Origin of the sequence: Micromonospora sp. DT201, from assembly GCF_049841575.1 — a bacterium.
Lineage (GTDB): Bacteria > Actinomycetota > Actinomycetes > Mycobacteriales > Micromonosporaceae > Micromonospora.
Genome location: NZ_JBNCKP010000004.1, coordinates 141,407 through 167,018, shown reverse-complemented (window position 1 = coordinate 167,018; position 25,612 = coordinate 141,407). Strand labels below are relative to the sequence as shown.

The 25,612-nt window shown below is 71.3% G+C and carries 22 protein-coding genes and 1 pseudogene; 11 read left to right on the top strand and 12 right to left on the bottom strand.

What is annotated here, in order from left to right; all coding sequences use genetic code 11:
- Positions 1-37: 37 nt before the first annotated feature.
- Both ACLQ28_RS10215 and ACLQ28_RS10210 read left to right on the top strand, forming a co-directional pair.
- The gene (locus ACLQ28_RS10215) at positions 38-1,342 is read left to right on the top strand and encodes a molybdopterin-dependent oxidoreductase (protein ID WP_425685973.1); all 1,305 of its coding nucleotides are present in this window, start codon (positions 38-40) and stop codon (positions 1,340-1,342) included.
- A complete protein-coding gene (locus tag ACLQ28_RS10210; protein ID WP_425685972.1) occupies positions 1,335-1,796 on the top strand; it encodes a hypothetical protein in 462 nt (153 codons plus the stop codon). The genes ACLQ28_RS10215 and ACLQ28_RS10210 overlap by 8 nt, the downstream gene beginning before the upstream one ends.
- On the opposite strand, the gene ACLQ28_RS10205 is transcribed toward ACLQ28_RS10210, so the two are convergent.
- The 7 genes from ACLQ28_RS10205 to ACLQ28_RS10175 all read right to left on the bottom strand — a co-directional run bounded on the left by ACLQ28_RS10205 (position 1,763) and on the right by ACLQ28_RS10175 (position 7,450).
- On the bottom strand, positions 1,763-2,461 hold the full coding sequence (locus ACLQ28_RS10205; protein WP_425685971.1) for a RibD family protein: 699 nt from the start codon (positions 2,459-2,461) through the stop codon (positions 1,763-1,765). The genes ACLQ28_RS10210 and ACLQ28_RS10205 overlap by 34 nt on opposite strands.
- Positions 2,458-3,141 carry a GTP cyclohydrolase II gene (locus ACLQ28_RS10200; protein ID WP_425685970.1) on the bottom strand — a complete coding sequence of 228 codons (684 nt, stop codon included), beginning with the start codon at positions 3,139-3,141 and terminating at the stop codon, positions 2,458-2,460. The genes ACLQ28_RS10205 and ACLQ28_RS10200 overlap by 4 nt, the downstream gene beginning before the upstream one ends.
- Before the next feature lie 58 nt (positions 3,142-3,199).
- The gene (locus ACLQ28_RS10195; RefSeq protein WP_425685969.1) at positions 3,200-4,138 is read right to left on the bottom strand and encodes a lysylphosphatidylglycerol synthase transmembrane domain-containing protein; all 939 of its coding nucleotides are present in this window, start codon (positions 4,136-4,138) and stop codon (positions 3,200-3,202) included.
- 66 nt (positions 4,139-4,204) lie between these two features.
- Positions 4,205-5,023 (bottom strand): class I SAM-dependent methyltransferase, encoded by an 819-nt coding sequence (locus ACLQ28_RS10190; RefSeq protein ID WP_425685968.1) that lies wholly within the window; start codon positions 5,021-5,023, stop codon positions 4,205-4,207.
- Entirely contained in the window at positions 5,020-6,066 is a 1,047-nt protein-coding gene (locus tag ACLQ28_RS10185; RefSeq protein WP_425686253.1) for a glycosyltransferase family 4 protein, read from the bottom strand. The genes ACLQ28_RS10190 and ACLQ28_RS10185 overlap by 4 nt, the downstream gene beginning before the upstream one ends.
- Entirely contained in the window at positions 6,066-6,464 is a 399-nt protein-coding gene (locus tag ACLQ28_RS10180; RefSeq protein WP_425685967.1) for a 6-pyruvoyl trahydropterin synthase family protein, read from the bottom strand. Before ACLQ28_RS10180 ends, ACLQ28_RS10185 begins: the two co-directional genes overlap by 1 nt.
- 2 nt (positions 6,465-6,466) lie before the next feature.
- Entirely contained in the window at positions 6,467-7,450 is a 984-nt protein-coding gene (locus tag ACLQ28_RS10175; RefSeq protein WP_425686252.1) for an NAD(P)-binding protein, read from the bottom strand.
- Positions 7,451-7,544: 94 nt separating this feature from the next.
- Between ACLQ28_RS10175 and ACLQ28_RS10170 the strand changes: the two genes are divergently transcribed.
- From ACLQ28_RS10170 to ACLQ28_RS10155, 4 genes and pseudogenes are all read left to right on the top strand, one after another.
- Positions 7,545-8,333 carry a CDP-alcohol phosphatidyltransferase family protein gene (locus ACLQ28_RS10170; RefSeq protein WP_425685966.1) on the top strand — a complete coding sequence of 263 codons (789 nt, stop codon included), beginning with the start codon at positions 7,545-7,547 and terminating at the stop codon, positions 8,331-8,333.
- Entirely contained in the window at positions 8,330-10,063 is a 1,734-nt protein-coding gene (locus ACLQ28_RS10165; protein ID WP_425685965.1) for a sulfatase-like hydrolase/transferase, read from the top strand. The genes ACLQ28_RS10170 and ACLQ28_RS10165 overlap by 4 nt, the downstream gene beginning before the upstream one ends.
- Before the next feature lie 90 nt (positions 10,064-10,153).
- Positions 10,154-11,518 (top strand): annotated as a pseudogene (locus tag ACLQ28_RS10160) (choice-of-anchor A family protein); the annotation flags it as partial.
- Positions 11,519-11,530: 12 nt separating this feature from the next.
- Positions 11,531-14,995, top strand: a complete 3,465-nt coding sequence (locus ACLQ28_RS10155; RefSeq protein WP_425686251.1) for a DUF7507 domain-containing protein — start codon at positions 11,531-11,533, stop codon at positions 14,993-14,995.
- Positions 14,996-15,288: 293 nt separating this feature from the next.
- On the opposite strand, the gene ACLQ28_RS10150 is transcribed toward ACLQ28_RS10155, so the two are convergent.
- From ACLQ28_RS10150 to ACLQ28_RS10135, 4 genes are all read right to left on the bottom strand, one after another.
- Positions 15,289-16,491 carry a Cmx/CmrA family chloramphenicol efflux MFS transporter gene (locus tag ACLQ28_RS10150; RefSeq protein WP_425685964.1) on the bottom strand — a complete coding sequence of 401 codons (1,203 nt, stop codon included), beginning with the start codon at positions 16,489-16,491 and terminating at the stop codon, positions 15,289-15,291.
- Positions 16,492-17,008: 517 nt separating this feature from the next.
- Positions 17,009-17,311: a DUF1905 domain-containing protein gene (locus ACLQ28_RS10145; protein WP_425686250.1), complete on the bottom strand. Its 303-nt coding sequence runs from the start codon at positions 17,309-17,311 to the stop codon at positions 17,009-17,011.
- An 81-nt stretch (positions 17,312-17,392) separates the two neighbouring features.
- On the bottom strand, positions 17,393-18,190 hold the full coding sequence (locus tag ACLQ28_RS10140) for a GNAT family N-acetyltransferase (RefSeq protein ID WP_425685963.1): 798 nt from the start codon (positions 18,188-18,190) through the stop codon (positions 17,393-17,395).
- Positions 18,191-18,320: 130 nt separating this feature from the next.
- Positions 18,321-19,037 carry an SDR family NAD(P)-dependent oxidoreductase gene (locus ACLQ28_RS10135; RefSeq protein WP_425685962.1) on the bottom strand — a complete coding sequence of 239 codons (717 nt, stop codon included), beginning with the start codon at positions 19,035-19,037 and terminating at the stop codon, positions 18,321-18,323.
- Positions 19,038-19,123: 86 nt separating this feature from the next.
- Between ACLQ28_RS10135 and ACLQ28_RS10130 the strand changes: the two genes are divergently transcribed.
- A complete protein-coding gene (locus ACLQ28_RS10130; RefSeq protein WP_425685961.1) occupies positions 19,124-19,717 on the top strand; it encodes a TetR/AcrR family transcriptional regulator in 594 nt (197 codons plus the stop codon).
- Between the two features lie 83 nt (positions 19,718-19,800).
- Here ACLQ28_RS10130 and ACLQ28_RS10125 read toward each other — a convergent pair whose 3' ends face one another.
- Positions 19,801-20,394, bottom strand: coding sequence for a helix-turn-helix domain-containing protein (locus ACLQ28_RS10125; RefSeq protein ID WP_110568169.1), 594 nt, complete (start codon positions 20,392-20,394; stop codon positions 19,801-19,803).
- Positions 20,395-20,468: 74 nt separating this feature from the next.
- Between ACLQ28_RS10125 and ACLQ28_RS10120 the strand changes: the two genes are divergently transcribed.
- From ACLQ28_RS10120 to ACLQ28_RS10105, 4 genes are all read left to right on the top strand, one after another.
- Positions 20,469-22,043: an FAD-dependent oxidoreductase gene (locus ACLQ28_RS10120; RefSeq protein WP_425685960.1), complete on the top strand. Its 1,575-nt coding sequence runs from the start codon at positions 20,469-20,471 to the stop codon at positions 22,041-22,043.
- A 197-nt stretch (positions 22,044-22,240) separates the two neighbouring features.
- Positions 22,241-23,200, top strand: a complete 960-nt coding sequence (locus ACLQ28_RS10115) for a carbohydrate ABC transporter permease (RefSeq protein ID WP_425685959.1) — start codon at positions 22,241-22,243, stop codon at positions 23,198-23,200.
- Entirely contained in the window at positions 23,197-24,042 is an 846-nt protein-coding gene (locus ACLQ28_RS10110) for a carbohydrate ABC transporter permease (RefSeq protein ID WP_425685958.1), read from the top strand. Before ACLQ28_RS10115 ends, ACLQ28_RS10110 begins: the two co-directional genes overlap by 4 nt.
- Positions 24,043-24,071: 29 nt before the next feature.
- Positions 24,072-25,478 (top strand): ABC transporter substrate-binding protein, encoded by a 1,407-nt coding sequence (locus ACLQ28_RS10105; protein ID WP_425685957.1) that lies wholly within the window; start codon positions 24,072-24,074, stop codon positions 25,476-25,478.
- Positions 25,479-25,612 lie beyond the last annotated feature (134 nt).

The window sequence follows — 25,612 nt, the reverse complement described above, 5'->3', positions numbered from 1 at the left end:
TTCGCCGCCGACCCACGGCGGCGAGGAGAGGAGCCGCGTGTCCCCCAGCAGATCCGGTCGACGCGACGTCGCGTGGAAACCGCCTGGGGTTGACGCGGTCGAGCGAAGCTGGCGCAGCCCTCTGCGCGGGCCCTGGCTCACCGCCGTCTACGGGTCGGTGCTGCTGATCGCGCTGCCCCTGGTGATCATCACCGGGTTGCTCGACTACGCCGCCTACGGCCCCCGGTTCGACCAGGCGTTCCCGGCGAACGTGGGCTGGTTGCGGTTGCCCACGTTCGACTGGCCGACCCGCCCGTCCTGGCTGTTCCGGGTCACCCAGGGCCTGCATGTGACGCTCGGGATCATCCTCATCCCGGTGGTGCTGGGCAAACTCTGGTCAGTGCTCCCGAAGCTGTTCGCCTGGCCGCCGGCCCGCTCACCGGCGCAACTGTTGGAGCGGCTCACCCTGCTGTTGCTGGTCGGCGGGATCCTGTTCCAGATCGCCACCGGCGTGCTGAACATCCAGTACTCGTACATCTTCGGCTTCGATTTCTACACCGCTCACTACTTCGGGGCCTGGATCTTCACGGGCGCGTTCGTGGCGCACGTGGTCATCAAGTTTCCCCGGCTGGTGACCGCGCTGCGCTCGCGCCCGCTCGGCGCGGAGCTGCGTACCCCGCGCGCGGCGACCCGACCCGAGCCGCCCGACCCGGACGGCCTGGTCGCCACCGACCCCGGGCCGGCCACCGTCAGCCGACGCGGCGCGGTCGGGCTGGTCGGCGGCGGTGCGCTGCTGCTGGGCGCGCTGACCATCGGGCAGAGCCTGGACGGCCCGCTGCGCCACACCGCGCTGCTGCTGCCCCGGGGACGGCAGCCCGGCCCCGGGCCGAACGGCTTCCCGGTCAACCGCACCGTCGCGGCCTCCGGCGTACGCCCCGAGCAGACCGGCGCCGGCTGGCGGCTGACCCTGCGCGGCGGCGGACGGACGGTGACTCTGGACCGGCCCAAACTGTTGGCCATGGCACAGCACACCGCCGCGCTGCCGATCGCCTGCGTGGAGGGCTGGTCGACCCGGCAGACCTGGACCGGGGTGCGGCTACGTGACCTGGCCGCGCTCGCCGGGGTGGCCGACCCGGCCAGTGCGCGGGTGTCGTCGCTGGAGCAGGCCGGGCTGTTCCGGACGGCGGTGCTCGCGTCCAACCAGGTCCTCGACCCGGACTCGCTGCTCGCCCTGCGGGTCAACGGCGTCGACCTCTCCCCCGACCACGGCTACCCGGCCCGGGTCATCGTGCCGGCCCTGCCTGGGGTGCACTGCACCAAGTGGGTTGCCGAGATCGACTTCCAGGAGCGGGCCGATGCCTGACCGGCTGCGCGCCCGGTACGGCGCCGCGCCCTGGCACCTGATCGTGGTGACGGCCGCCATCGTGCTTGCTGGCTGGGTGGCGCTGCGGCTGGCCGACGAGGCGACGTTCGGCCGGATGCTGCTCTGGTTCGTCGGCGCCGCCATCGCCCACGACCTGGTGCTCTTCCCGGTGTACGCGAGCGTCGACCGCGTGCTGCGTCGGCTGGTACGCGGCCGGGTCACCCTGCTCAACCACCTGCGGTGGCCGGCGCTCGGCAGCGCCCTGCTGTTCCTGGTCTACTCCCCCGGCATTCTCCGCCTGGGCGAGACCACCCACCTCGCGGCGACCGGCCAGGACCAGCGGCCGTACCTGGTGCGCTGGCTCCTGCTCAGCGCGGCGCTGTTCCTGCTCAGCGCCCTGACCTACCTCCTGCGCCGCCGTCAGGGTTCGGTGCAGCGGTCGGAGAGGGCGTAGCGGAGGAGGACCACGTCGCCGATCTGGCGGGCCTCGGCCAGTCGGGCGCGGCGGCCCGGGTGCCACGGGAAGTTTCCCTCGCCGACGAACCGGGGTGCCCGGCCGTCGCCGACGAAGAACGGGGCGATCACCAGGTGCAACTCGTCGGCGAGACCGGCGGCGAGGAACTGGGCGTGCACCGTCCCGCCGCCCTCCACCATCAGCCGCCGTACGCCTCGCCCGGCCAGGTCGCGCAGCAGCCAGTCGGGGTCGACCGGGTCGCCCGCGTCCACCACGGTGGCCAGTCGGCCGACGCGTTCCCGGGTCTTCTCCAACACTCCCGTGGCGCAGTAGACGAGCCGGGCCGACTCGCCTGCCGTGAAGAACCGGGCGGTCGGGTCGAGGTCACCGCGGGCGGTCAGGGTGACCTTGGTCGGCGAGGCGGGTCGGCCACACGCCACCCGCTCGGCACGGCGACTCGCGGAACGCACCAGCAGCCGGGGATCGTCACGGCGGACGGTGCCGGCGCCAACCAGGATCGCGTCGCAGCTGGCCCGGACCGCGTCGACCCGATCCAGGTCATCCTCGTTGGACAGCAGCAACCGTTGGTCGGAGGCATCGTCGATGTAACCGTCGATCGAGGTGGCGCAACTGAGCAGCACGTACGGCCGCGTCGAGCAGCTCATGGGGAGACGGGCCGGTCAGGGGTACGCTCCGCGAGCGCCTCCGCTGCCTCGGTCTGCGCCGCCTTGGCCGCCTTCGCCGCCAGGTAGCCGGCGTTGACCGGGGAGAGGAAGACGCTCGTGGGCACCCGTTCGGCCACGTCCACGCCGAGGCGGGTCAACTGCTCGGCCTTGTCCGGGTTGCTGCTCAGCAGTCGTATCCGCGGCACGCCCAACGTGGCCAGCATCTGCGCGGCGGCGGTGTAGTCCCGTTCGTCCTCGCCCCGGCCCAGCGCCACGTTGGCCTGGTAGGTGTCCAACCCGGCGTCCTGCAACGCGTACGCGTCGAGCTTGGCGTACAGGCCGATGCCGCGGCCCTCCTGCCGCAGGTAGAGCAGGAAACCGCCGACCTCGGCGATCCGCTGCACCGCCTCGTGCAACTGCGGCCCGCAGTCGCAGCGTTGGCTGCCGAACACGTCGCCGGTCAGGCACTCGCTGTGCGGGCGGACCAGTGGAGGCTCGCCGCCGGCGGCGAGCCGATCCAGTGCGCCCGCCCAGTCGCCGAGGCCGAGGGCGAGGTGCTCCCGACCGTCGATGAGACCCTTGAACGAGAACACCCGGACGGTCGTTGCATAACCGTCGGGAAAGGACAGTGGCACCGTGACCTGCGTACGGATCGTGGCGACCGGCAATGCTTCGGGCATGGGACTCCTTTGTCCGGCGCCACCGCCGCGCGGCGACGCGTAGCGTCTCACAACCGACTCAACAACCGCCGCCGGAGGCGGCTTCCCGGGCGGCGGCAGGAGCCCGCCTCCGCCGGGCCAGCAGCACGGCGGCACCGGGCAGGCTGGCCACCAACACGAGTGCTCCGTAGACGGTGGCGGTGGCGACACCCTGGGCCGCGCTGAGCCCCGCCGCGCCGAACACCCACGCGGCCACCCCCTCGCGCGGCCCGAAGCCGGCGACGTTCAACGGCAGGCCCATGGCGAGCAGGGCGAGCAGCGTCAACGGCAGCAACCGCGACAGTGGCGCGTCCGCGCCGGCGGTGCGCGCCGCCACCAGGAAGGTGGCCAGGTGACCCACGACCATCACGGTGGAGGCGATCAGGACGCCGACCCAGGTGCGCCGCGCCAGCAGCCCGGACCGCACGTCCGCCATGGCGGTCCGCGCCGCTCTCGACCAGCGCGAACGGCCGGCGTCCGGAACGGCCCGGGCCAGCAGCACCGCGACCAGCCCGCCCGCGACGAGCAGCGCGGCGGCGACCGGCAGGTATGGCCGCACCGGGGACGGGAAGGCCGCGAGCAGCACCAGGGCAACCCCGACCAGGACGACCTGCCCGGCGGTACGCTCCCAGATCACCGCGCGGATGCCCCGGCTGACGTCACCGGCGTCGCGGCCGTGGCGTACCGCCCGGTGCACGTCGCCGAGCACCCCACCGGGCAGTGTGGCGTTGAGGAACACGGCCCGGTAGCAGTGCGCCACCGCGGTCGCCAGTGGCAGCCGCACGCCCAGCCCACCGGCGACCAGGCTCCACCGCCAGGCCGCGCAGACCGTGGTGACCACCCCGATCAGCAGCGCCGCGGTCAGCGCCGGTGCGTCGATCAGTCGCACCCCGGCGAGGAACGGGCCGCCACCCACCTGCCACAGCAGGACGGCGAGCAGGCCCACCCCGCCGACCAGTCGTGCCCAGGCCCAGAACATCGACGCCGGCCCTCCCCGTGAAGATCGTCCACTTGCCCTAGTGCACGTACCCAGGGTGTGAACGGTTCATCCACCGGCGAGGAGGTCGCGATGCTCGACCCGCACGATGAGCCGCCCGGCCGCCGCGTCGGCCAGCCGACGCCTGGCGTACGCGTGTGCGGGTCGGGCCAGGTCGGGACGCTGTTCGCAGGCCGCGCCCAGCCAGCCTCGGAACCACTCGGCAGCCAGGTCGGCCTGCTCCGGGCCGAGCTGCCACGGGCTGGGCCGTTCCCGCACCTCGACGCCTCGGCTGGCGAACGCGGCGGCGGTGGCGGCGACGGCGTCCGGGCCGAGCAGCCGCCGGCCCTCGACGGTACGCCGCTGGTGGTCGTTGAACGCGGCCTCGACCGTCGCGTCCAGCGGGTCGGCCGGGTCGAGCCGGACCCGACCGGTCACCGAGATGGCGAACAGGGCGGGTCGGCCGACGCAGGCGGCCACCACCCGCTCGATCTCCTCGGCGCTGAGCATGTCCAGCAGTGCGGACGCGGTGACCAGGGAACCGTCGGCCAGGTCGGCGGCGCTCAGCCGGGTGAGGTCGCCGCACCGGGTGCTCACGGTGACCGGGGCGCCGTCGGCGGCGGTCACCCCGGTCATGCCCTCGGCGGCGCGGGCCAGCAGGTCGGCGTCCCGGTCGTGCAACACCCAGTGCTGCGGGCCGGGCAACCGGGTGGCCAGCCAGCGGCTCATCGAACCGGTGCCGCTGCCCAGGTCATGGATCACGGTTGGGGCGTCACCGGTCAGCCGGGGACGGACGGCGTCCAGCAGGTCCTCGGAGCGCGCCGCCGCGTCGGCCGGCTCACGCAACCGTAGCCAGTCGGCGAACGGCAGGGTCTCCTCGACGGTCATTCCGCCACCTCCTTCAGCACGGCGGCCAGCAACGCGGTGGTCACCGGCCAGTCGGTCAGGGTGTCGCGCCGGGCAAGGGCGGCACGCCGCAGCCGGTCGCGCAGCGCATCGTCGCCCAGCCACCAGCTCAGCGCGCCGGCCAGCGCGGCCGGGTCGTCCGGCGGGACCAGCAGCCCCGGCAGGTCACCGTCGGGGGTACGCCCAAGTGCCTCCGGCACACCGCCCACCTGGGTGCCCAGCACCGGCAGGCCCCGGGCCAGCGCCTCGGTGACGACCATGCCGTACGTCTCGCCCCGAGACGGCAGCACCAGCAGGTCAGCGGCGGTGTACGCGGAGTCGAGCGCCGCACCGGTCAGCGGGCCGGCGAGGCGAACCCGGTCGGCGAGGCCCGCACCGGCGAGCCGGTCGCGCAGCCGGTGCACCAGCTCGGGCTCCCGGGTCAGCGTGCCGGCGCAGACCAGCGTCCAGGGCACCTCGGCCAGGACGGCCAGGGCGTCGACCAGCACGTCGTGACCCTTGTGGCGGGTGACCGCGGCCACGCAGAGCAGTCGGCCGCCGGAGGCCGACCCGGGGGGTGTCGGCGGTGCCGGCGTCACCCCCGGCGGCGCGACCCGGACGCGGTCGGCGGGCAGCGGATGGCGCAACAGCAGGCGGCGGCGGGTCCACTCGCTCGTGGTGACGACGGCCCGCGCGGCGGCCAGCGCCCGGCCCTCCGCCTCGTCGTCAAACGGCATGTGCACCAGGACGACCAGGCGCAGCCGGCGGGCGTGCGGGGCGAGCAGGTCCGGCACGGTCGAGGCGATCAGACCGTCGAGCAGCACCACGGCGTCGTCGGGTGCGGCGGCGAGCACCTCCGCCAGCGCCGCCCGGTCGGCCGGCTCGGGGTGCGGCCACGCGCCAGGCACCGAATGCTCGTGCACCGACCAACCGCGTTCGCCGAGCCCCGTGCAGATCCGCCGGTCGTAGGTGTTGCCGCCGCTGGGCGTGGCCGGGTCGTCGATGTCACCGGGCAGGACGACGTGCACCGCCCGGCCCGCATCGATCACAGCGACCGCTCGTAGCTGGCCCAGGCGACGTGCGACTCGTGCAGGGTGACGGTGATGCCCGCCAGCTCGCGCGCTCCGGCGCCCAACTCGCCGGCGTGTACGCGCTCCGCCAGCCGGTCCGCGACCGTGCGGGCCAGCACCTCGGTGGTGGTGTTCACCCCGGCGAAGGCCGGCTCGTCGTCGAGGTTGCGGTAGGTCAGCTCGCCCAGCACGGCCCGCAGCTGCTCGGTGGCCAGGCCGATGTCGACGACGATGCCGTCGGCGTCCAGGTCGGCACGCCGGAACGTCGCGTCCACCACGAACGTCGCCCCGTGCAGGCGTTGGGCAGGGCCGAACACGTCGCCCCGGAAACTGTGGGCGATCATCATGTGATCCCGAACGGTCACGCTGAACACGGTCACTCCCCGTCGTCGTAGGTGATGAGGTGGCAGAGCGCGGGCAGGTCACCCGCGCTCAGTTTGGCGAGCACGTCGGGTAGCTCCGCGAACCGGGACGCGCCGGTGATCAGCGCGTCGAAGGCCGGGTCGTCGAGCAGGTCCAGGGCGAGCGCCAGCCGGTCGGTGTAACTGCGCCGCCCCCGTCGGGCGGGTGCGACCATGCCGACCTGGCTGCTGCGTACGGTGAGTCGACCGGAGTGGAACGCCCCGCCCAGCGACACCTGCACCGGACGGTCGCCGTACCAGCTCAGTTCGATGACCGTGCCCTCCGGTGCGAGCAGGTCAAGTGCGTGTTGCAGGCCGGCGCCGGTGGCACTGGCGTGCACGACCAGGTCCCGGTCGCCGGTCGCGTCGGCCGGTTGGGCGAACCCGACGCCGAGCGCGCCGGCCACCCCGGCCCGGCGGGCGTCGGTGTCGATCAACTCGACCTGGACGCCGGGGAACCGGGCGAGCAGCGCCGCGACGCAGCAGCCCACCATGCCCGCGCCGACCACGCTGACCCGGTCGCCGACCAGCGGCGCGGCGTCCCACAGCGCGTTGACAGCGGTCTCCACCGTGCCGGCGAGCACGGCCCGGGACGGCGGCACACCGTCGGGCACCGGCACCACGGCGGTGGCCGGCACGACGTACGCGCTCTGGTGCGGGTGCAGGCAGAACACCGTGCGCCCGAGCAGCTCCGGTGGGCCCTGCTCGACCACGCCGACGCTGAGGTAGCCGTACTTCACCGGGCCGGGGAAGTCACCCTCCTGAAACGGCGCGCGCATCGCGGCGTACTGGTCGGTGGGCACCCGGCCGGCGAAGACGAGTGTCTCGGTGCCCCGGCTGACCCCGGAATAGCGGGCCCGGACCAGCACCTCGTCAGGCCCCGGCGTCGGCAGCGACACCGGCCGGATCTCCGCCGCACCGGGCTCGCGCACCCAGCAGGCGTACGCCTCGCGGATCACCGTCGCGCACCTCACCTTTGCTCCTGGCCGAACCGAACGGCCTCGTTTTCCGTGTTCCCTGTCGGGGGTCGTCGATCATAAACACGGAGGTACGGTGCCCACAGTTCGAAGTGGTCCGAGGATCGGGCTGACCGCGCAGCTGGCCGTGCTCGCGGCGCTGGCCGCCACAGTGGGGCTGACCCCGGCGGGTTGGCTGGTCGGGGTCGGCTTTGGGGTGGTCACCTGCCTCGCGTTGAGTCAGGGTCTGCACCGGGCCGGTGCGTCCCGGTTGGGCCCCGCCGACCGGGTGACGCTGACCCGGGCGATCCTGGTCGGTGCGGTCACCGCGCTGGTGGTGGACTCGTTCGGCCGGCCAACGCCGGTGGGGCTGCTGGTCACGGTGAGCGCGGTGGCGTTGCTGCTGGACGCGGTCGACGGCCAGGTGGCCCGGCGCACCCGCACGGTCAGCGCACTGGGCGCCCGCTTCGACATGGAGGTCGACGCGTTCCTCATCCTGGTGCTCAGCGTGTACGTCGCGCCGACCGCCGGCGCATGGGTGCTGGCCATCGGTGCGATGCGGTACGCGTTCGTCGCGGCGATGGCGGTGCTGCCGTGGCTGGACGGGTCGCTGCCGCCGCGCTACTGGCGCAAGGTGGTGGCCGCCGCGCAGGGAGTCCTGTTGGCGGTGGCCGCCGCGCGGGTGCTGCCCGAGCCGTGGACCACGCTGGTGCTGGTGGTGGCGCTGGCGTTGCTTGTCGAGTCGTTCGGCCGCGACGTGGCGTGGCTGTGGCGACATCGCCCGGCTGTCGCGCCGGAACCGGTCAGCGTGCCGCCTCGACTGCCGGTGCGTGCGCTCGCGGCCAGTTCGGCCGGTAGCGTCCACTCCGACTGGAGGCTGCGATGACCCTCCCCGCCCGGGTGCGCCGGCTGGCCGGCCGGTTCCGCTCGCACCGCCCGATCGGTGACGCGTCCCCGCGTACCCCTGGGGTTTCTTCTGGCTGGGCCCGGCGGGCGGTGGGGTCGGTGGGCAGCGTGCTTGCCGTTCTCCTGGTGTTGGCCGTGCTGGTCGGCCCGGACCGACTCGGCCTGCTGACACCCGGCGCGTTCCTGCGCATTCCGCTGGAGGGGTTGCTGGTCGCCGCGTTGCTGCTGGCCCTGCCGACGCGGCCCCGGCGGGTGGTGGTGGCCGTGGTCGGTCCGCTGCTCGGCCTCCTGGCCATCGTGAAGCTCGCCGACCTGGGCTTCCGGACGGCCCTCGACCGGCCGTTCGACCTGGTGCTGGACTGGTTGCTACTCGACGACGCGTACGGCTTCGTGCGGGATTCGGCCGGCCGGGCCGGCGCGGTCGGCGCGGCGGTGGGTGTCGTGCTGCTCGTCGGCGCGCTGCTGCTGGCGCTGACGTTGGCACTGCGGCGGTTGGCGTCGCTGCTGGTCCGCCATAAACGGACCGCGACCCGGGCGGTGGCCGCGCTGACCGTCGCCTGGGTGGTGTGTGCCGTCGTCGGGGTGCGGGTCGTGCCGGGCGTGCCGGTGGCCGACACCGGGTTCACCACGCTGGTCGGCGCGCATGCCGCTCAGGTGGACGAGCGGCTGCGTGACCGGGAGGCGTTCACCGCCCAGATCGACGCTGACCCGTTCCGCGACGTCCCGGGTGACCAGTTGTTGACCGGGTTGCGCGGCAAGGACGTCGTCCTTGCGTTCGTGGAGAGCTACGGGCGCGACGCGGTGGAGGACCCGGAGTTGGCGCCGCAGGTCAACGCGGTGCTGGATGCCGGGACCGAGCGGCTGCGCGCGGCCGGGTACGAGGCCCGTAGTGGCTTCCTCACCTCCCCCACCTTTGGCGGCGGCAGCTGGTTGGCACACGACACGTTGCTGTCGGGTTTGTGGACGGACAACGAGCAGCGGCACCGCAGCCTGCTGGCCAGCGACCGGCTCACCCTCAACGGCGCGTTCCGCCGGGCCGGCTGGCAGACCGTCGGGGTGCTGCCGGCCGCCACCCAGCCCTGGCCGGAGAAGGGTTTCTTCTCGTTCGACAGGTACTACGACGCCGAGGCCCTCGGCTATCGGGGTCCGAAGTTCAGCTACGCGCCGATGCCCGACCAGTACACGATGCAGTTCTTTCAGCAGCGGGTACGGGCCGACGCGGACCGTCCGCTGATGGCGGAGATCCCACTGATCTCCAGCCACTCACCGTGGACGGCGGTGCCCCGGATGATCGGCTGGGACCAGGTTGGCGACGGTTCGGTCTACGGCAGTGCCGCGACCGGCGAGGACGGTGGCGATGCCGACGACCGGGACACCGGCCAGATCCGGGCCGGTTACCGGCAGGCCATCGGTTACTCGCTGGAGACGCTGATCTCGTACGTGCAGACCTATGGCGACGACGACCTGGTGCTGGTCTTCCTCGGCGACCACCAGCCCGCCCCGGTGGTCACCGGCGAGGGTGCCAGCCGGGACGTCCCGATCACCATCGCGGCCCGTGATCCGGCGGTGCTGGATCGGGTTTCGGGATGGGGCTGGCAGCGAGGGCTACGGCCCGGGCCGGATGCTCCGGTGTGGCCGATGGACAGCTTCCGGGACCGGTTCCTGACCGCCTTCGGTCCGTCGACACCGCCGATCACCGCGCCACGTTGACGACAGTCGACCTTGATTCGGACAAAATGCTCATAAGCCCTCAAATACCTCGCTACGCTCCCCTCGCACATCGGACACAACGGGGGCGTGATGAGGATTTCTTCGTGGGGTAGTCGCAGGTCACGGGCTGCGGCGCTGGTCGCCGTCGGGGGCGTGCTGGCAGTCAACGCCCTGCTGGCGCCGGTGCCAGCATCGCCCCCGCTGAACCACGTACTGGCCGCGGCCGAGGCTGTCGGACCGGTCAACCCGGTCGCAGAGGCGCTGAGCTTCGGGGTGATGACCGAAGGCAACGCTGGTGTGTTCAGCGACGAGAACGAGGGCACCCTCGCCGTCGGCGGCGATCTCACGTTCGGCAACTACCAACTGGCCGGGGCGACCGCCGGGTCGTTCGTCGTACCCGGCGACGCCAACCCGACCGCCCTGGTCGTGGGCGGACGGGTGAACTTCGCCGGCAGCGTCGGCGGCACCCGCCTCCAGGTGCTCTCCAGCGGGTACGCGAAGGTCGGCGACCTGACCGGCACGTTCGTCCGGGACACCGACAACAACGGCGCCCAGGTCAACACCCGGATCCTGCCGTCGGACAACTACGACGCGTCCCCCCGGGTCGAGCTGGTCACCCGGCAGCCGGTCGCCAGCGTCGGGCCCGCCTCGCCGATCGACTTCGCCGGCGCCTTCGCCGCCTTCCGCGACAACACCGCCGGCCTGGCCACCTGCGGCAACACCGTGGTGCTGCGCACGCCGAACGGTGACGTGCTGCCCCGACCGATCCCGGCGGGCAGCAACGCTGTGATCACGCTGACCTCGGGCGTGACAAACGTGCTCAACCTCAGCGCGGCCGACCTGAACAACATCCAGACGCTGACGTTCGCCAGCCAGCCCACCGCCGACACCCCGCTGCTGGTCAACGTGGACACCAGCGGTGTCGGCAACGACTTCGCCTGGAACGCCCCGAACTTCGCCGGCATCGGCGGCCCGCAGGCGCGCTACATCCTGTTCAACTTCCCGACCGCCACCGCGCTCACCCTCACCCAGGCGGCGAACACGGTCGAGGGCACCATCTTCGCCCCCAACGCCAGCCTCACCGACCTCTCGGCCAGCAACACCGAGGGCAGCGTCATCACCCGTACGCTGGACCACCGCGGCGGCGAGATCCACTACTTCCCGTTCAGCACCACGCTCGCCTGCGAGGGATCCAGCCCGGCGGACATCGACCTGATCAAGTCGTCCACCACCACAGCGATCACCACTGTCGGCCAGCAGGTCCCGTACTCGTTCCACGTGGTCAACACCGGCGGCGTTCCGCTCACCACCATCTCGGTCACCGACGTGCAGACCCCGCCGTCGTCGAACGCGAACCTGGGCCCGATCACCTGCGCGGCCACCACCCTCGCGCCCGGCGCGCAGACCGACTGCACCGCCACCTACACCGTCACCCAGGCCGACCTGGACAATGGCGGAGTCACAAACGTGGCAACCGCCCAGGGCACCCCGCCAACTGGTCCCCCGGTCGTCTCCGAGCCGGACACCCTGACCCTCCCGGCGCAGCCACTTGCCGCCGCCCTCACCGTGGTGAAGTCCTCCACCACCACGTCGATCACCTCGGTGGGTCAGCAGGTGCCCTACCGCTACCTGGTCGCCAACACCGGCGGCCTGACCCTGACCAACATCGGCATCACGGACGTGCAGGCGCCGCCGTCGTCGAACGCCAACCTCGGCCCGATCACCTGCGCGGTCACCACCCTCACGCCCGGCCAGAGCACCACCTGCACCGCCACCTACACAGTCACCCAGGCCGACCTGGACAACAGCGGGGTCACCGACACCGCCACCGCGCGAGGTACGCCGCCCGCTGGCCCCCCGGTCACCTCTGCGCCGTCGACGCTGACCATCCCCGCGGCGGGGCTGACCCCGTCGATCGCGGTGACGAAGACCTCCACCGCCGCGTCGATCACCACGGTCGGGCAGCAGGTGCCCTACCGGTTCCTCGTGGTCAACAACGGCGGGCTCACCCTCACCAACATCAACGTCACCGATGTGCAGGCACCGCCCTCGTCGAACGCGAACCTCGGCCCGATCACGTGCCCCGTCACCACCCTCGCGCCCGGCGCGCAAACCGCCTGCACCGCCACCTACACCGTCACCCAGGCCGACCTCGACAACGACGGAGTCACCAACACCGCCACCGCGCACGGCACCCCGCCCGGGGGCGGCACGCCGGTGGACTCGCCACCCTCGACGCTGACCCTGCCGGAGACCGGCCTGGTCCCCTCGATCGCGGTGCTGAAGACGTCCACCACCACCACGATCACCACCGTCGGTCAGCAGGTGCCCTACCAGTTCCAGGTGGTCAACACCGGCGGGTTCACCCTGACCAACGTGGGCATCACCGACGTGCAGACCCCGCCCTCGTTGAATGCCAACCTCGGCCCGATCACCTGCGTCGCCACCACCCTCGCCCCCGGCGCGCAGACCACGTGCACCGCCACCTACACGGTCACCCAGGCCGACCTGGACTTCGGTTCGGTACGCGACACCGCGACCGCCCAGGGCACCCCACCCGGCGGCAGGCCGCCCGTGCAGTCGACGCCATCGACGTTGACGATCCCGGGCGATGCGGTCGCCCCGGCCATCGCCCTGGTGAAGTCGTCCACCACCACGGCCATCAGCTCGGTGGGCCAGCAGGTGCCCTACCGGTTCCTGGTCGCCAACACCGGTGGCGTCACCCTGAACAACGTCAACGTCACCGACGTACAGGACCCGCCGTCGTCGAACGCGAACCTCGGCCCGATCACCTGCGCCAGCACCACCCTCGCACCGGGAGCGACGACCGTCTGCACCGCGACGTACACCGTCACCCAGGCCGACCTGGACCACGACGAGCTGACCGACATCGCCACCGCGCACGGCACCCCGACGGGGACCGAGGAGCCGGTCGACTCGGACCAGGTCGTGCTGACCATTCCGGCGGCCGACGTCACACCGTCGATCTCGGTGGTGAAGTCGTCCACCACCACGTCGATCACCTCGGTCGGGCAGCAGGTGCCCTACCAGTTCCTCGTGATCAACAACGGGGGCGTCACGCTGACCAACGTCAACGTCACCGACGCGCAGACCCCGCCCTCGTCGAACGCGAACCTCGGCCCGATCACCTGCCCGCAGACCACGCTCACGCCCGGTCAGTCGACGGCCTGCACCGCCACCTACACGGTCACCCAGGCCGACCTGGACAACAACGCGGTCGTCGACGTCGCCACCGCACACGGCAACCCACCGGGCAGTGACACGCCCGTCGACTCGCCGCCGTCCACGCTGACGATCCCCGAGACCGGACTGATCGCCGCGATCTCGGTGGTCAAGACCTCCGAGGTCACCTCGATCAGCACGGTCGGGCAGCAGGTGCCGTACTCGTTCCTCGTGGTCAACACCGGCGGGCTCACCCTGACCGGCGTCAACGTCACCGACGTGCAGGCGCCACCCTCGTCGAACGCGAACCTCGGCCCGATCACCTGCGCGACCACCACCCTCGCGCCCGGTGCGCAAACCGCCTGCACCGCCACCTACACCGTCACCCAGGCCGACCTCGACAACGACGGGGTCACCGACACCGCCACCGCACACGGGACACCGCCGGGCGGTGGGACGCCGGTGGACTCACCACCCTCGACGCTGACCATCCCCCAGATGGGGGTCGTTGCCAGCATCGACATAATCAAGTCGTCGACGACGGTGGCGATCACCGCGCCGGGCCAGCAGGTGCCGTACACCTTCCTGGTGGTCAACACCGGCGGCCTCACCCTCACCGGGGTGACCGTCAACGACACCGTGCTGCCGCCGTCCGAGCGGGTCGGGCTCGGGTTGATCACCTGTGGCCCGCAGAACACCCCGAACGGCCAGGTGACCCTGGCGCCGGGGGCCTCCATCCAGTGCCGGACGACCTACACGGTGACCGCGGAGGAGTTCACCGACTCAGCGCTGATCAACGTCGCCACGGCCACCGGCACGCCGCCGGTCGGGCCGCCGCCGGTCTCCCCGCCGTCGTCGCTGGACATCCCGATCCCGCACCCGGAGATCGCCATCACCAAGGCGGTCACGCCCGCCGTGGTGTCCGCGGCCGGTGACACGGTCACGTACGAGTTCGTGGTGACCAACACGGGCACCACTCCGCTCAGCGCGGTGACGGTCGACGAGACCGAGTTCTCCGGCACCGGAACGCCCGGGGCGATCACCTGCGGCACACCGCCGGTGGCCAGCGGCAGCGTCACCCTGACGGCAGGGGCGAGCACCACCTGCACGTCGACCTACACCGTCACCGCGGCGGACATCGAGGCCGGCAGAATCACCAACACGGCGGTCGCCGCCGGCACGCCGCCGACCATCCCGGGCCAACAACCACCGGCCCCGGTACGCTCCGACCCGGCCACCGCCGAGGTCACGGCCACCCGGGGCGCGGCGATCACCGTGGTGAAGTCCAGCAGCACCGACAAGATCGGCCGACCGGGCCAGCAGGTGCCGTTCGATTTCGTGGTCACCAACACCGGGCAGGTGACCCTGACCGACGTGACGGTCACCGACACCCTCACCGCGCCGGCCTCGCCGACCAACCTCGGCCCGATCACCTGCGGCCCGGACCGGACACCCAACGGGGCCGTGACCCTGGCGGCGGGCGCCGCCGTCACCTGCTCGGCGACCTACACGGTCAGCAAGGCCGACTACCACCACGGATCGCTGCGCAACACCGCGACCGCGACCGGCACCCCGCCGGACGGCCCGGCACCGGTGGCCCCGGAGTCCACCATCACGATCCCCGTCAAGGGGAAGCTGCCGGTGACCGGCGAGTCGTACCCGGTGGCCTGGATGGGTGCCGGCGTGCTGGCCCTCCTGCTCGGCGCCACGCTGCTGCTGGTCGCACGGCAGCGCAGGACCCGCGCCTAGCGCGGAATGATCGCGAGGGTCGGACCGGAGGGGAACCGGTCCGGCCCTCGCGGCACGTCACCACCATTTCCGGGCGCAAGCGGGCGGTCCGCGCCCCACAGCATTCGACGTGGTACGCGGGCGAGCGCGGCGGCGGCGGACCCGACCACGGACGCGGGCCCTTTGCTCTGCTTCAACGGAGGAAACACCCTGTGTCCGAATATCGGACGCGCGGTGTTGCCTGGGTTGAAGCAGAGCAAAGGACCGGGCCGATTCTGAAGCCCGACCTCACCGTGGCGACGCCGGCGATTGGCCTACTTGGTGGCGCAGGCCCGCGAGATTCCGATCTCGCCGGCGCGGGGTGCGATGAATCGCCGGAGGGGCAGGGCGATGAGCAGTGCGACCGCACCCAGCAGGCCGCTGACCCACACCGGGCCAAGGTCGCCGGCATTGGTCCCGAGGGCCGCTGCCGCACCGACGGGGCCGCTAGCAGCACCGATGTTGAGCGCCGCAGTCGCATACGCCCCTCCCATGGTGGGAGCACCTGCTGCCTCGCAGAGCACTCTCGCGATCAGGGTGCTGCCCAACGCGAAGGACAGCATGCCCTGCACGAACACGAGGAGCAGAAGCGCCACCGGCTGGGCAGCCAGGGTCGCCAACGCAACCCAGCCGAGCAACAGCAAGGGGCCACCGACTGCGATCACGATGCCGGGACGTCGGTCGGAGAGCCGTCCCGCGAGGGTAACGCCGACGAAGGACCCCGCACCAAAGAGCACCAGCACGACCGAGACCCACAGCTCGCCCAGGCCTGCGGTGTCGGTCACGATCGGTGCCAGGAAGGTGAACGTGGCGAAGGTGCCAGCGTTGACCAGGGCACCGAGCAGCATGACCAGGACCAGCCTGGGCGTCGCGAGTTGGGCGATCTCGTCCCGAAGAGACGAGTCGGCCGGAATATCCCGAGGGGTTTTTCCGACATGGGCCGGGATCCCTTTCACGACGCCGAAGGCAGCGGGAAGGCACAGCAGTGCGATTGCCCAGAAGGTTGCCCGCCAGTTGAGCACCGTGCCGAGCGCCGCACCACCGGGAACTCCAGCGATGGTGGCCACTGTCGTACCCGAGAGCAACACCGCCAGCGCGCGCCCTTTCTGGTCAGATGCGACGAGCGTGGCCGCCGTGCTCAGCGCCACGGCCAGGAAGCCCGCATTGGCCCCGGCGGCAACCACCCGGGTGACGAGCAGAACCGCGAAACTCGTCGTGAGAGCGCCCACGACGTGGACCACGGCGAAAGCCAGCACGAAGCACAGCAGGCTGGCCCGGGCAGGCCACCGGCGCGCGAGCGCCGCTATCAGTGGTGCGCCGACGATCATCCCAACAGCGAACGCCGAGGTCAGAAGCCCGGCGGCCCCGACCGACACGTCAAGGCTTGCGGCGATGTCCGGCACCAGGCCGCCGAGCATGAACTCCGAGGTGCCCATGGCGAAGACCGCCACGGCAAGCAGGTAGAGCGGCAGAGGCATCAAGAGCTCCGAGGTGAGAGAGAACGAGGAGACGTCTCGTCACCGCGGCCAGCGCCCAAGGGTGCGCGCGAAACCCAAGCAGCGAGGGCTGCTGGGAAGCGGGCTATGAACTCAGTGGTTCAGGGGGCTGACGGCGTGACCGAAAGCCCCCACCTTGGATGCCTCAGGGCTCGACATGGCGCAAACACTACTCACACCCGCCGGTCACCAGGCAACCCGGTTCCGCCCGAGGCGCGCGTCGTCGGTCGACGTAGGCGGCCATCTCGGGCCTGCCGGGGGCAGCGGGAACGAGACGTCCGTGCCGCGACCGCCAGCGGTCGGTCGACCGCATGCCCTCGCCGCAAGTTGCCCGTCCGGACGAAGCCGGACATTGAGTGGTCGCAAGCGCTTCGCCGCACCAGCGCCTACTAGGCGAGTACTCGCTCGATCCGGTCGCTCCGGCGTCGGTATGCCGCATCGATCATCGCGCCATCCTCACACCGCCGGCCCCGGAGTGTCTGCCCAGCGCAGCCGGTCGTCAGACGTCGATGAGTTCGACGGTCACCGTCTCGATGTCGCCCACGTCGAACGCTTCGGCCTTGCGGACGGCACGCTTGATCGGCAGCACGAAAGCGCCGCCACCACCGCCGGGGAAGATCGAGGTCGCCCACGTGCTGCCCCCGACCGTCGCCCGGACCCGCACCGAACCGAAGCCCCGACGCGATCCGTCGGTGAGCTCACGGATCTGCTGCGACGCCTCGGCCGGCAGGCTGACGAACGTCCAGGTTTCAGCCCGACGGGCATCCCACAACCACAACTCGGCGTCGAAGACGAAGACCACGGCCGCAGGATCACACACCGGTCCGACATTACTGCGGGCGGCGATGGGTGTCCGGCGACCATGGCGGGCCGGCCTGCGGCGTTATTCCGCGCTGGTGGTCGGGCTCCACACCCATGGGGTGGTGGTCGTCACGGCCTGCAGGCCAAGGCGTTGCAGGATCGGCCTGCTGTCCTTGGACGCGTCGACCAGGAGGTACCTGATGCCCCGGTCGGCGGCGATCTGCGCCCGCCGGGCGACCAGCGCGCGGTAGATGCCCTTGCGCCGCCACTGCGCGAGGGTCGATCCACCCCACAGCGCGGCGAACTCCGTGCCGGCGATGACGACCAGCCAGGCGGCCGATACGACCTCGCCCCCGGCCTCCGCGACGAGCACGACGATGTTCTCCGGGGCCGACTCGATGCGGTCGCGGAGGTCACCGGCGAGCCAGGACCAGTCGGCCCCCCAGACCTCGGACTCCATGGCGGCGATCCGCTGCAGGTCGGCAAGGTCGGTCGTGGCGCGGATGGTGATGCCGTCGGGGGCTTCGCCGGCGGTGGTCAGCGTGGCTGCCACCCCGATGACAACCGTTTCCTCGTCCTCCGGCGCGAACCCGGCCAGCCCCAGTCGCTCGGTGAGATCCGGTCGGTCGTGGCCGTACGTCTTCCACTCGACCGCCTGGCCCAGCGTCGCCCAGCGGTCCCGCACTCGACCGATCAGCGCGTCCAGCTCTTCGACGCTGAGCCCGTCGAGATCCTGGGCGAAGGCGGACCCTCGCGCAGGGGTGGTGATCTGCAGAACCGGGCCGTCCCACGACGGCTCCCAGTGGTGCGGCACCCGGGCGGCGATGGTGCCGCGCACCTGCTGGTCGTGCAGTACGAGAAGTTCACGTGGTGTCATCATCGCCGCGCAGGATGGCATCGGTGCAGCCCGGCCGGCAACCAAATATCGGTCGGCCCGCCCCGACCCTGACGCTGGCCGCGCCACACTCACGCCCTACACCGTTGCGGTTACCGCGTCTCGTCCGACACGGTCAGCGGGCGAGGTGGAGGCCGCCGTCCGCAGCGATCACCTGTCCGGTCACGTACGTGCTGCTGATCAAGAGCATGATGGTCGCGGCAATCTCGTCAGGGTGGGCGATGTGTGCAAGTGGAAGGCGGGACGTCAGGTCGGCGAAGAAGGCGGAGCGCTGCTCCGGCGGCATCGAGCCCCACCACGCGGTGTCCACCACGCCAGGGCTGACGGCGTTGACCCGCACCGGCGCGAGTTCGGTGGCGAGCGGCCGGATAGCGGCCTCCAGTGCGCCGTTGACTGCGGCGAGACCGACCGTGCCGGGCAGGGCCGCCTGGGCTGAGCCAGCGGTAATCAGCGTGACGGATCCGCTGGAACGCAGCGTCGGCAGTGCCGCCTGCACGACTTCCAGTTGGGCGAACGTCTTGGCCGCGAAGGCGCGGCGTACCGCGTCGAGGTCAAGGGAGGCGAACGGGCCGGCGCCTTCGCCGCCGCTGACACAGACGACCAGATGGTCGATGGGGCCGATTTCGGCGAAGAGACTGTCCAACGCCGTGCGGTCGGTGGCGTCCACCTGCACCGCGCGCAATGGTCCCATCGCCGCGAAATTCGTGAGTTTCTCTGCCGAGCGGCCGGTCACGACGACCTCCGCCCCTTGCTGGTGGAGCAACTCGGCGGTGGCCCGGCCGATGCCCGAGCTGCCGCCCATGACGATGATGCGCTGACCCTTGAGGTCCATGTTCGTTTTCCCAAGCTTGTCGAGACGTGATGTCTCGTCAAACGCTAGACGAGACGCGAAGTCTCGTCAAACGCTAGAGTGTCCGCATGCCAACGCCACCGCCGTCCGCCGGCCCCGCAGGTCGTTCCCGCACCGGTCGAGCGCGCAGTGAGCAGGCCCGTCAGGACATACTCGCTGCCGCACTGGAACTGGCTCGCCGAGATCTCGGCACCACGACGGTCGATTCGATCGCCCACCGCGCAGGTGTGGGCAAGCAGACGATCTACCGCTGGTGGCCGTCGAAGTGGGCCATCATTCTGGAGGCGCTGCTCGAACATGCCGAGCGGGACATCACCGCCGGCACCGACAGCGGTCCACTCGCCGAACGCTTGGCCACCTTCCTCGCGTCAACCTTCGCGCAACTCGCGGGCCCCGACAGCGACGGGCCGCTGCTGCGGGCGCTGATGGCGCATGCTCAGCAGAATCCGGCCTTCGCGGTCGCTTGGCGCGACCTGCTCATCCTTCCGCGCCGCCGAGCGCTCCTGGAACTGATGAGCGAGGGCCGGAACGAAGACCGAGAGGCCGCGGCCGATCTGCTCTTCGGTGGCATGTGGTATCGGCTGCTCATCGAGCACGGCCCGCTCGATCACGCGTATGCCCACCGTCTCGCGACGGCGGCGGCAGCCCTGCTGAAGGCCTGAGGAAACTGCCGACACCCACGAGCGAGATCAGCGAGACAGGCTGACGACGTACGCCATGCTCGACCGGCAGCAGGTGGTTCGCGCTACCCCAGGTCGGGCGCGGCGGGGCGGGCCCGGACGTGCAGCCGCTCCCCCTGCGGTCCGAAGAGGCTGAGGACCTCGGCGGTGCCGGGGCCGGGATTGAGGATGAGGTGCGGGATGCGGGTGTCGAACTCGGCGACCTCGCCCGGGGTCAGGGTCAGGTCACGGTCGCCGAGCAGCAGGCGCAGCCGGCCCGAGAGGACGTAGAGCCACTCGTACCCCTCGTGGGTCTGCGGGGTCCGCTCCCCGACGGACGGGTCCGGCGGGAAGATCTGTTTGAACGCCTGCAGCCCGCCCGGTCGGCGGGTCAGCGGCAGGAACGTGATGCCGTGCCGCACGATCGGTTTGGGGCGTACGCGAGGGTCGCCGGTGGCCGGGGCGTCGACCAGCTCGTCCAGCGCCACCTGGTAGGCCCGGGCCAGTGGCAGCAGCAGCTCCAGGGTGGGCCGGCGACTGCCGGATTCCAGCCGGGACAGGGTGCTCACGGAGATGCCGGTCAGGTCGGCGAGCTGGGTCAGCGTGGTCCCGCGCTTCTGGCGCAGGGCGCGCAGCCGGGGGCCGACGGCCGCGAGCGCGGCAGCGTCCTCGTTTGCCATAACAGCAAGGATAGTTGCCACCTGGCCGGCGGCGACGGATGGTGGGCTCAGCCGACAGACATAGGGAGATACCGGTGGACGAGACATACGACGTCGTGGTGGTGGGCGGCGGTGCCGCGGGGCTCAGCGGAGCCCTGGCACTGAGCCGGGCCCGACGGTCGGTGCTGGTGATCGACTCCGGTGAGCCGCGCAACGCGCCGGCCGACCACGTGCACAACTACCTGGGCCGGGAGGGGACGCCGCCGGGCGAGCTGTACGCGGTCGGGCGGGCCGAGGTCGCCGGGTACGGCGGGCAGTTCCGCACCGGGCGGGTGGACGCTGCCGCCCGGGACGACGACGGGTTCCGGCTCAGCCTCGACGACGGGAGTTCGGTGCGGACACGTCGGCTGCTGGTGGCCACCGGGCTGACCGACGAACTGCCCGACGTGCCCGGGCTGGCCCAGCGGTGGGGGCGCGACGTGCTGCACTGCCCGTACTGCCACGGCTGGGAGGTCCAGGACCGGCGGATCGGCGTGCTGGCAACCGGGCCGCTGGCCGTGCACCAGGCCGAGATGTGGCGACAGTGGAGCTCCGACGTGCTGCTCCTGCTGCACGACGCCCCGGTGCCGGACGAGGAGACTGCCGAGCGCCTCGCGGCTCGGGGCATCGCCGTGGTGCCGGGGCCGGTCGCCGAGGTGGAGGTGACGGGGGACGCGCTCACCGGCGTACGGCTGGCTGATGGCCGACTGGTAGCGCTGGACGCGGTCGTGGTCGCAACGCGGCTTACCCCCCGCGCCGGTCTGCTGGTGGGGCTGGGCCTGGCCCCGGAGGAGGTGATGATGGGTGCGCACGTGATCGGCGCCCAGATCCCCGCCGACGCCACCGGGGCGACTGCCATCCCGGGTGTCTGGGTGGCCGGCAACGTCGCCGACATACGCGGTCAGGTCATCACGTCCGCCGCTGCCGGCCTGACTGCCGGGGCGGCGATCAACGCGGACCTGATCGCCGAGGAGACGCGCGACGCGGTGGCCGCGTACCGGCAGCTGGTGGCCACGACGTTCGAGGAGCCGGCGTGGGAGGAGCGTTACCAGTCCAAGCCTTCGGTGTGGAGTGGCCGACCGAACCCGCAGTTGGTCGCCGAGGTCGCGGACCTGCCCCCGGGGCGCGCGTTGGACGTGGGCAGCGGCGAGGGCGCGGACGCGGTGTGGCTGGCCGAGCGCGGCTGGCGGGTGACGGCGGTGGACATCTCCACCACCGCACTGGGTCGGGCCGCCGCGCACGCCGACACTGCCGGGGTTGGGGAGCGGATCGAGTTCACCCACGTCGACCTTCGCGACAAGCCGCCGGCTGAGGAGGCGTACGAGCTGGTGTCCGCGCAGTTCATGCACCTTCCTCCGGTGCAGCGGCGGGAGTTGTTCGCCCGGCTGGCCGCCGCGGTGGCGCCGGGTGGCGTCCTGCTGATCGTCGGGCACCACCCGTCGGATCTGTGGACGTCGGCGCACCGGATGCACATGCCGGACATGATGTACACCGCGCAGGACGTGGCCGCTTCCCTCGACCCGGCCCGCTGGGAGATCGTCACCGCCGAGGAGCGCCCCCGGACGGCCACCGACCCACACGGCGAGCAGATCACGTTGCACGACGCGGTGCTGCTCGCCAAGCGGCGCTGAGCGCGGGTGCCGGTGGCGGCCCACCCGCCACCGGCACGCACAGTCACGAATGTCCAGGTAGGACCGGGGCCGTTGAGCTGTGCATTTCTATTTGTCTCTGCGGAATGTGACGCTGCGTAGGCGATGTCATTGACGCGTCAGCCATCCGCCATCTGATTCACCCCATCCGGACGTACGGCCTGTGCACGCTGCCCGACGTGACAGCTCCAACTCTGCTCGCGGCCAGCCCCGCCGCCCGTACCGACCGGCCACCCGGCCGGACCCGCCGGGCCACCACGCCAGCGCAGGCGCGGGAGACGGCGCTCGGCCTACTCTTCGTCCTCCCCGGCCTGGCGGGCCTCGGCGTCTTCGTGATCTTCCCGCTGTTCCAGGCGGTGTACCTGGCCACCCGGGGCAACGACATCCTCGGCAACCCGACCCGCTCGGTGGGGATGGCGCACTTCCAGGAGTTGCTCACGCCGCAGTTCGGCACGGTGCTCTGGCAGACGCTGGTCTTCACCGTGCTGGTCGTGGTGCCCGGCGTGCTGCTGCCGCTCGCGCTCGCCGCGCCGATGACCCAGCGACTGCCCGGCATGCGGGTCTTCCGGACCGCCTTCGCCCTGCCGTTCGCCTACTCGGTATCGGCGGCCAGCGTGGTCTGGCTGATCATGCTGAACCCGGGGATCTCGCCGGTGAACTGGGCGCTGGGTCTGATCGGCGTTCCCGCGCCGAACTGGACCACCGAGCCGGGCTGGGCGATGGCCACGGTCGTCGGCGTCACGGTGTGGATGGTTTCCGGGTTCAACCTGCTCGTGCTCGCCGCCGGCCTGGCCGGCGTCGACGAGGAGGTGTTGGAGGCGGCCCGGATGGACGGTGCCACCGGTCCTCGCCAGTTCGTCAGCATCGTGCTGCCGATGATCTCGCCGAGCCTGTTCTTCGCCGTGGTGACCACCACGCTGGCCGCGCTTCAGGCGCTCGGCCAGGTGCAGATCATGACCGACGGCGGACCCAACGGGCACACCCGCACGCTCGTCTATTCGATCTTCGACAACGCGTTCCACAACAACAACAGCAACTTCGGGCTGGCCAGCGCGCAGGGCTTGGTGCTGCTGGTGATCGGCGTGTTGATCGCCGTGGTGCAGTTCGGCGTCCTCGAGAGGCGGGTGCACTACCGGTGAGCAGGAGCGTGAACCGACCCGGTCCGGTACCGACAGTCCTGACCTACCTCTGGCTTGGCATCGCCGCGGTGGTGCTGCTCTTCCCCGTGCTGCTCACCGTGCTCGGTGGCTTCCTGCCGTCGAACGCGTTGCTGCACCAGCCGCCGCAGCTCTTCGGCGGGGGCTGGACGCTGGAGAACTACCGGGCCGCCTGGCGACAGCCCGTGGTGCCGCTGGCCCCGGCCTTCATGAACTCGCTCTTCGTCGGGCTCAGCGTGATGCTCGGACACCTGATCACGTCGTGCCTCGCCGCGTACGCGCTGGTCTTTATGCGCAGCCCGCTGCGCAGGCCGATCTTCTGGCTGTTCCTCGCCACGATCATGGTGCCCTACGAATCGATCGTGGTGCCGAACGCGCTCTTCATCCGCTCGCTGGGCATCAACGACAGTCGACTGAGCCTGGTCCTGCCGTTCCTGGCCACCGGCTTCGGCGTGTTCATGCTGCGTCAGGCGTTCGCCCAGTTCCCCCGGGAGCTGCGCGAGGCCGCCGTCATCGACGGCTGCGGTCACCTGCGGTTCCTGGTCACCATCCTGTTGCCGGCGAGTCGGCCGGCACTGATCGGCATCGCCGTGTGGTCGTTCCTGCAGGGCTGGAACATGTACTTCTGGCCATTGATCATCTCGTCCAGCAACAACTCCCTGAACACTCTGCAGACCGCGGTCTTCGCCCTCAAGGACAACGAGGGCGGCAGCCCCGCCGTGCTCCTGGCCGGCATCACCATCACGCTGGTGCCGACGCTGCTGCTGGTCATCTTCGGCCAGCGCTGGCTCGTCCGGGGCTTCACGGCCGGCGCGGTCAAGTAACTCCCCCAACCCAGCAGTAGGAGGAAACAGTGCGTACCACTCTGCGCCGGGTGGCGGTCGGGCTCTCGCTCGCCGCCCTCACGGCCACCGCCGCGGCCTGCAGTTCGGCCACGGCGGACAGCAGCGGCGCCAGCAGCGGCACGGATGCCCCGGCCGCCAGCGCCCTGGACGGCAAGGGCGAGGTGTCGATCGACTTCTGGCACGCGATGACCGGCAAGAACGGTGAGGCGCTCACGCAGCTCGCCGACCAGTTCAACGCGAAGAACAAGGGTCGCGTCAAGGTCAACCTCCAGTTCAAGAACACCTACGACGACACGCTGTCGGCGTACAAGGCCGCGCTCAACAGCGGTCAGGCGCCGGACGTGGTGCAGGTGTACGACATCGGCACCCGCTTCATGATCGACTCCAAGTCGACGGTGCCGGTGCAGTCGTTCGTGGATGCCGACAAGAGCACCACCGCGGACATCCAGCCGAACATCGCCGGCTACTACTCGGTCGACAACAAGCTCTACTCGATGCCGTTCAACACGTCGATGCCGCTGCTCTACCTGAACAAGACGGCGTTCACCAAGGCTGGCCTCGACCCGGCGAACCCGCCGAAGACGCTCGACGAGATCACCGAGGCAGCCCGCAAGCTGACCGTGAAGGACGCCAACGGCCGGGTCACCCAGTACGGCTTCGGTGCCGCGCTCTACGGCTGGTTCCTGGAGCAGTGGACCGCCGTCGGCAACCAGGAGTACTGCGACCAGGGCAACGGCCGCGACGGCCGGGGCACCACCCTCAAGCTGGCCACCGACGACCACGTCAAGCTGCTCGCCTGGTGGAAGAAGATGGTAGACGAGGGCCTGGCGCCCAAGCTGGACAGCAACACCACCACCGCGGACAACGCGTTCACCGCCGGCACTGTCGCGATGACCCTGGAGTCGACCGGCTCGCTGAGCGGCTTCCTGAAGAGTTCCGAGGGCAAGTTCGACATCGCCACCGGCAACTACCCGAAGATCAACGCCACCGACGCGGGTGGCCCGATCATCGGCGGCGCCTCGCTCTGGGTGGTCGGCAAGGGCAAGGACGACGCGCACAAGCGCGCTTCGTGGGAGTTCGTGAAGTTCCTGTCCGACAAGGACTCGCAGGCCACCTGGCACACCTCGACCGGGTACTTCCCGATCAGCAAGGGCGCCCTAGAGACCGAGGTCGACAAGCAGTGGGTCGCCCAGCGGCCGCAGTTCCAGACCGCGATCACCCAGCTGCAGAACACCCCGCAGAGCTTGGCCACCCAGGGCTGCCTGCTCGGCGCGATGCCGCAGGCCCGTAAGGCCGCAGAGCAGGCCATGCAGGCCGCCGTGCTCAGTGGCACCGAGCCGCGCGCCGCGCTGGAGGAGCAGCAGGAGGCCCTCGCCGGCCCGATCAAGGACTACAACCAGTCCGTAGCAGGCTGACCTCGTACCACGAAAATCACGTCGGGCGGGGGGCCCCCCCCCCCCCCCCCCGGGGGCCCCCCCCCCCCCCCCCCCCCGCCCCACCACCAGGTGTGCCGGGGCCCACACCCGCGGCTCGGGCGCACCCCGGCCCC

Coding starts and splice junctions, on each gene's coding strand:
- ACLQ28_RS10200 (WP_425685970.1), bottom strand. CDS start 3,141: ATGCCCGAAGCATTGCCGGTCGCCACGATCCGTACGCAGGTCACGGTG.
- ACLQ28_RS10125 (WP_110568169.1), bottom strand. CDS start 20,394: ATGGCAAACGAGGACGCTGCCGCGCTCGCGGCCGTCGGCCCCCGGCTG.
- ACLQ28_RS10190 (WP_425685968.1), bottom strand. CDS start 5,023: ATGACCGTCGAGGAGACCCTGCCGTTCGCCGACTGGCTACGGTTGCGT.
- ACLQ28_RS10140 (WP_425685963.1), bottom strand. CDS start 18,190: ATGATGACACCACGTGAACTTCTCGTACTGCACGACCAGCAGGTGCGC.
- ACLQ28_RS10195 (WP_425685969.1), bottom strand. CDS start 4,138: ATGTTCTGGGCCTGGGCACGACTGGTCGGCGGGGTGGGCCTGCTCGCC.
- ACLQ28_RS10130 (WP_425685961.1), top strand. CDS start 19,124: ATGCCAACGCCACCGCCGTCCGCCGGCCCCGCAGGTCGTTCCCGCACC.
- ACLQ28_RS10135 (WP_425685962.1), bottom strand. CDS start 19,037: ATGGACCTCAAGGGTCAGCGCATCATCGTCATGGGCGGCAGCTCGGGC.
- ACLQ28_RS10165 (WP_425685965.1), top strand. CDS start 8,330: ATGACCCTCCCCGCCCGGGTGCGCCGGCTGGCCGGCCGGTTCCGCTCG.
- ACLQ28_RS10150 (WP_425685964.1), bottom strand. CDS start 16,491: ATGCCTCTGCCGCTCTACCTGCTTGCCGTGGCGGTCTTCGCCATGGGC.
- ACLQ28_RS10205 (WP_425685971.1), bottom strand. CDS start 2,461: ATGAGCTGCTCGACGCGGCCGTACGTGCTGCTCAGTTGCGCCACCTCG.
- ACLQ28_RS10210 (WP_425685972.1), top strand. CDS start 1,335: ATGCCTGACCGGCTGCGCGCCCGGTACGGCGCCGCGCCCTGGCACCTG.